Source organism: Actinoplanes sp. NPDC048791, from assembly GCF_040650095.1.
Lineage (GTDB): Bacteria > Actinomycetota > Actinomycetes > Mycobacteriales > Micromonosporaceae > Actinoplanes.
The window spans coordinates 1-5,628 of the sequence record NZ_JBEZGQ010000554.1; the positions used below are offsets into that span (position 1 = coordinate 1).

Genomic DNA, 5,628 nt, shown 5'->3' on the forward strand with positions numbered 1-5,628 from the left:
GCCGTGGCGGCCGTGGGCGCGCAACCTGCTGGTGTACGGGCCGTTCGCCGCCGCCGTGCTGATCGTCCAGATCGTGCTCTACCTGATCGCCCCGTCCGGCTCCCTGCCCACGTACGCGCTGCTGTGCGGGCTGAGCATGCCGTTGCTGGCGTTCGGGCTGGGCTGGCTGACGATCGGCTTCGTCTACGGCGGCGGCCCCGCGAAGGTGGACCGCACGCCGATCGTCGGCGCGATCGCATGCCTGACGCCCGTGCTGCTGACCTGCATGGGTGTCGGCCTGCTCGCGTTCATCCGGTGAGGAGGGGCTGACATGGCCAGCGTCGAAGAGGTCAAGGCGAACGTGGCGGCGTCCGTGGACGGCACGCAGCGGGCGGTGGCGAGCATCCAGCAGGTCACGGACCAGCTCGACGACGCGCTGGCCCTGCTGCGGATGACGGCCATCGGATCGTTCCATCCGTCGGTGGCCACCGCGATCGCCCAGCTGGAGCAGGCCCGGACCCGGCTGGACGAGGCCCAGACCCTGGCCCGGTCGGCGATGGACAGCGCCGACGCCTACCGCATGATCGTCTAGCGAGGCAGGGCGCGGCGGCCGTGCGCGTCCCAACCTCGGCGCGGCCGGCGGGCCGGCGATCTAGTCGGGCAGGGCCGCGGTGAGGTCGATCTCGACGAGCTGGCCGCCGAAGCCGAGAGCCGCCACTCCCAGCAGCGTGCTCGCCGTGGTGAACGCTGGTGCCAGCTCCGAGGCCATCAGCCTGTCCCATACGCCGGCCAGCACGGCCGACTCGGTGCTGACCACGTAGATCACCGAGCGGGCCACGTCAGACGGCTTGGCACCGGCCGCGGCGAGCACGGCCAGGCAGTTGGCGATGACCTGGTCGGTCTGGGCCGCGTAGTCGCCCGGGCCGACGACCTTGCCCGTGACGTCGAGGGGGCACTGGCCAGCCAGGTGGGCGAGGCGGCCGGCCGAGGTGATCGTGACGTGGCTGTAGCCGGGCGGCTCGTGCACACCGGCGGGGTTGAACTTCTCCAGCATCGCGCCAGTATCGCCAACCGGGCGGCGATCAGCGCGCGTTTATCAGCGCCATCGCCTCGGCGCGGACCTTGCCGTCGCTCTGGAACGCGCCGCGGACGGCCGAGGTGACCGTACGGGCGCCGACCTTGCGGATGCCGCGCATCTCCATGCACATGTGCTCGCACTCCAGCACCACGATGACGCCCCGGGGTGCGAGCTTCTCCATGAGCAGGTCGGCGATCTGCGAGGTGAGCCGTTCCTGCACCTGGGGGCGGCGGGCGAAGACCTCGACCAGCCGGGCCAGCTTGGACAGGCCGGTGATCCGGCCGTCGACGCCGGGGATGTAGCCGATGTGCGCGACACCCTTGAACGGCAGCAGGTGGTGCTCGCAGAGACTCATCAGCTCGATGTCGCGGACGAGCACGAGCTCCTCGTGGTTCGCCTCGAACGTCGTGGTCAGCACCTTGGCCGGGTCGACCCGCAGACCGGCGAAGAGCTCCGCATAGGCCCGGGCCACCCGGGCCGGGGTGCGCTGGAGACCGTCGCGGTCCGGGTCCTCACCGATGGCGATGAGGATCTCCCGGACCGCTTTCTCGATGCGGGCCAGGTCGACGGCCTGCTCGACCGGGGTGCCGGTGAGCTTGCCGTCGACCAGACGCGCGGCGAGGTAGTCAGGCTCGTCGGAGTCGTTGGGCTCCGTCGAGCTGCCGTCGGTGATCAGTGGTTGCCTTCCACCGAGCCGTTCGGCGTGCTGCCCGCATTCGGGTTGACGCCACCCACGGCGACCTGGCCGTCGGCTTCCGCCTGGGCCTTGAGCTTGTCCCGCTCGGCCGGGGTGAGGACCGGCGGCGCCTCGGACGGGAGCCGCTTGCCGAAGCCGTTGAACGGGGCCATCGGCGGCCGCTTCTGCACCCGGGCGCAGATGCGGTTCATGTCCTCCTGGGTGATGGTCTCCTTCTCGATGAGCTCGAGGACCATGTTGTCCAGGACGTCGCGGTACTCGACCAGGATCTCCCAGGCCTCGTCGTGGGCCAGCTCGATCAGGGCCCGGACCTCGGAGTCGATGTCGGCGGCGACCGAGTCCGAGTAGTCCTTCTCGTGGCCCATGTTGCGGCCCATGAACGGCTCGTCGCCGCTGGTGCCGTACTTGACGGCGCCGAGCTTGGAGCTCATGCCGTACTGGGTCACCATGGCGCGGGCCAGGCCGGAGGCCTTCTCGATGTCGTTGCCGGCGCCGGTGGTGGGCTCGTGGAAGACGAGTTCCTCCGCCGCCCGGCCACCCAGCGCGTACGCCAGCGTGTCGATCATCTCGGCGCGGGTCTGGGTGTACTTGTCCTCGGTCGGCAGGACCAGGGTGTGCCCCAGCGAACGGCCACGGGGAAGGATCGTCACCTTGTGCACGGGCGCGGAGTGCGGCAGCGCGTACGCCACCAGCGCGTGCCCGCCCTCGTGGTAGGCGGTGATCTTCTTCTCGTTGTCGCTCATCGCGCGGGAGCGCCGCTCCGGGCCGGCGATGACCCGGTCGATCGCTTCCTCGAGGTAGAAGTTCGAGATCGCGCGCTTCTCGTTACGGGCGGTCAGCAGCGCGGCCTCGTTGATCACGTTGGCCAGGTCGGCACCCGAGAAACCGGGCGTGCGGCGGGCCACCGAGTCGAGGTCGACGTCGGGCGTGAACGGCTTGCCCTTGGCGTGCACCCGCAGGATGGCCTTGCGACCCTCCATGTCCGGGTTGTCCACCGGGATCTGCCGGTCGAAGCGGCCCGGGCGCAGCAGCGCCGGGTCGAGGATGTCCGGCCGGTTGGTGGCGGCGATGAGGATGACGCCACCCTTGGTGTCGAAGCCGTCCATCTCGACGAGCAGCTGGTTGAGCGTCTGCTCGCGCTCGTCGTGACCGCCGCCCATGCCGGCACCGCGGTGCCGGCCGACCGCGTCGATCTCGTCGACGAACACGATCGCCGGGGCGTTGGTCTTGGCCTGCTCGAACAGGTCGCGGACCCGGCTCGCGCCGACACCCACGAACATCTCGACGAAGTCGGAGCCGGAGATCGAGTAGAACGGCACCCCGGCCTCACCCGCGACGGCCCGGGCGAGCAGGGTCTTACCCGTGCCCGGCTGGCCGAAGAGCAGCACGCCCTTGGGGATCTTGGCACCCAGCGCCTGGTACTTCGCCGGGTTCTGCAGGAAGTCCTTGATCTCCTGGAGCTCCTCGACGGCCTCGTCGGCGCCCGCCACATCGGCGAACGTCGTCTTGGGCATGTCCTTGGTCAGCATCTTGGCCTTGGACTTGCCGAAGTTGAGCACGCGGGAGCCGCCGCCCTGCATCTGCGACATGAACAGCAGCAGCAGGATGACGAGGATGGCGATCGGCAGCAGGTTGACCAGCAGGCTCAGCAGGATGCTGTCGCCGGACACGGTGGCGTTGACCGTGCCGGTGATCCGGCCGGCGGCCTTGGCCTCCTGGACGTCGGCCCAGATCTCATCCGTGAGTTCGTACGGATACTGGGTCTCGATCTTGTCCGTGGACTTGCCGTCGAACCGCTCCGGTGTCGCCAGTTCGAGCTGGAGCGTCTGCTCCTTGTCCTCCTGGATGACCTTCTTGATGCCGGGCTGGTTGAGTCGCTCGAGGACGACGGAAGTATCAACTCGCTGGTAGCTCGGACCACTGGTGAAGAATGAGCTCAGCGCAATCGCACCGATGATCACCAGAATGATCCAGACCACCGGGCGGCGGAAGAAACGCGTACGTTCCATACTGTTGTCGGGCGCCTGATGCGCCCGGACCCTCCTGATCGGCGTCCTGGTCACCTGGGTTGACTTGCCTCCGCCACCGGGCGCCGATGATGGCTTTCCCCGCGGTGGAGACTCAGCCGCATCGATAACCTGAGGCCGCTCCGGCAAACTTCACCGGTGCGACCGCTACCGATCCGACCCCTCCGGCGCTTGTGACACTGCGCCATCGGTCACTCGACCGTACACCGTGGCCGCCTCTTGCGACTGGTCCAGCCCGGCCTCCGGGACCCCTCCGGTCACCCCCTGTTCATGCCGGAGCCCCGGCTAAACAGGCACAGAATCGGACAATACAGCCCGGTTACGGACCATGCCGCCGATTCCTGAGAGTCGGCTGGGAGACCGTTCAGCTACGGGCGTACACCTCGGGCTTGAGCACTCCGACGTACGGGACCTCGCGGTAACGCTCCGAGAAATCCAGTCCGTAGCCGACCACGAACTCGCTGGGGATGTCGAAGCCCACGTACTTCGTCGGCACCGGCACCTTGATCGCGTCCGGCTTACGGAACAGCGCCACCACCTCGACGCTGGCCGGCTGCCGGGACTGCAGGTACTTCATCAGCCAGGACAGGGTCAGGCCGGAGTCGACGATGTCCTCGACGATGACCACGTGCCGGCCGGTGATGTCCCGGTCCAGGTCCTTGAGGATGCGCACCACCCCGGAGGAGGTCGTGCCGGAGCCGTAGGACGAGACGGCCATGAACTCCATCTCGGAGGAGGGGCCCTGCCGGCCCAGCGCACGCGCGAAATCCGCCATGAACATGACCGCGCCCTTGAGCACGCAGACCAGCAGAATGCCGCCCTCGGCCTCCGCGTAGTCCGCGGCGACCTGCTTGGCCAGCTCTTCGGTCTTCTCGCGGATCTGCTCCTCGGAGATGATCACGCGGTCGATGTCGGCGTCGTACCAGGAGCCGTCTGCCATGCGCCTAGCGTGCCGCATGAACGTGGCCGGTCGTGGCCGGGGGCAGCGGTCCGTGCCCGTCCAAGCGCTGGTTATGGGGCGAATCCGGCCCCGGCGTCCGGACCGGGAGCACGGACAGTGACAACTGTCACAAGGTGGCGGGCACCAGGTCACCCGCTCGGCGACCCACGACGATCCCCCCGGGCAACGACGCGGGGCCCTGGCCGTGCCAGTCGGTCACCAGCGCGTCCAGCGCGAGGACGTGCCGGTGCGAGAGCGCGGCGCCCGGTGCACCGAGCTCGCGGGCCCAGGCGTGCAGCACCCGGCTCCGGATGGCCGCGGGCATTGCCGCCAGGGCACCCACCGAGAGACCGGCGCCCGACCGGCACGTGCCGAGGGCCTCGGCGGCGATCCCGTCGAGGTAGCTGACATCGGTGGCGACCAGCGAGGCGGTCCGCGCCAGGTTGGCGACGACCGCGGGCCCCAGGGCCGCGATCAGCGCCGGCAGGGCGTCGGCCCGGACCCGGGACCGGGTGTACGCGGGGTCGGTGTTGTGCGGGTCCTCCCAGGCCGCGAGCCCGAGCGCGGCGCAGGCCTTGCGGGTGTCGGCCCGGGTGACGTCCAGCAGCGGCCGGACGAAGACCCCTTTCCGGTACGGCATCCCGGACAGTCCGCGCGGCCCCGCACCTCGGGCCAGCGCGAGCAGCACGGTCTCGGCCTGGTCGTCACGGGTGTGTCCGAGCAGCACCAGCGCGGCGTGGTTTCGCTCGGCGACGGAGGAAAGGGCCTCGTAGCGCGCGTCCCGGGCGGCGGCCTCGGGTCCGCCGGGACGGCCGGTCACGTCGACCGTGGTGATCTCCACCGGGGCCAGCCCGGCCGACCGCGCCCAGTCGGCGACGGCAGCGGCCCGGGCCGCCGAGCCTTCCTG

General features: G+C 69.8%; 6 protein-coding genes and 1 pseudogene. 2 read left to right on the top strand and 5 right to left on the bottom strand.

Annotated features, from left to right (window positions below):
- Positions 1 to 298: pseudogene (locus AB0C29_RS30830) on the top strand (hypothetical protein); the annotation flags it as partial.
- 12 nt (positions 299 to 310) lie between these two features.
- Positions 311 to 571: a hypothetical protein gene (locus AB0C29_RS30835; RefSeq protein WP_212987844.1), complete on the top strand. Its 261-nt coding sequence runs from the start codon at positions 311 to 313 to the stop codon at positions 569 to 571.
- Positions 572 to 631: 60 nt separating this feature from the next.
- Here AB0C29_RS30835 and AB0C29_RS30840 read toward each other — a convergent pair whose 3' ends face one another.
- The 5 genes from AB0C29_RS30840 to tilS all read right to left on the bottom strand — a co-directional run.
- Positions 632 to 1,033, bottom strand: a complete 402-nt coding sequence (locus tag AB0C29_RS30840; RefSeq protein WP_360827480.1) for a RidA family protein — start codon at positions 1,031 to 1,033, stop codon at positions 632 to 634.
- Between the two features lie 28 nt (positions 1,034 to 1,061).
- The gene (folE, locus tag AB0C29_RS30845; RefSeq protein ID WP_360827489.1) at positions 1,062 to 1,730 is read right to left on the bottom strand and encodes a GTP cyclohydrolase I FolE; all 669 of its coding nucleotides are present in this window, start codon (positions 1,728 to 1,730) and stop codon (positions 1,062 to 1,064) included.
- A complete protein-coding gene (gene ftsH / locus AB0C29_RS30850) occupies positions 1,730 to 3,763 on the bottom strand; it encodes an ATP-dependent zinc metalloprotease FtsH (RefSeq protein WP_360546127.1) in 2,034 nt (677 codons plus the stop codon). The genes folE and ftsH overlap by 1 nt, the downstream gene beginning before the upstream one ends.
- 382 nt (positions 3,764 to 4,145) lie before the next feature.
- Positions 4,146 to 4,721, bottom strand: coding sequence for a hypoxanthine phosphoribosyltransferase (gene hpt, locus AB0C29_RS30855; RefSeq protein WP_360827483.1), 576 nt, complete (start codon positions 4,719 to 4,721; stop codon positions 4,146 to 4,148).
- A gap of 127 nt (positions 4,722 to 4,848) precedes the next feature.
- Positions 4,849 to 5,628: tRNA lysidine(34) synthetase TilS (gene tilS / locus AB0C29_RS30860; RefSeq protein ID WP_360827486.1), on the bottom strand; the 780-nt coding region annotated here is incomplete at its 5' end.

Coding starts and splice junctions, on each gene's coding strand:
- AB0C29_RS30835 (WP_212987844.1), top strand. CDS start 311: ATGGCCAGCGTCGAAGAGGTCAAGGCGAACGTGGCGGCGTCCGTGGAC.
- AB0C29_RS30840 (WP_360827480.1), bottom strand. CDS start 1,033: ATGCTGGAGAAGTTCAACCCCGCCGGTGTGCACGAGCCGCCCGGCTAC.
- ftsH (WP_360546127.1), bottom strand. CDS start 3,763: ATGGAACGTACGCGTTTCTTCCGCCGCCCGGTGGTCTGGATCATTCTG.
- hpt (WP_360827483.1), bottom strand. CDS start 4,721: ATGGCAGACGGCTCCTGGTACGACGCCGACATCGACCGCGTGATCATC.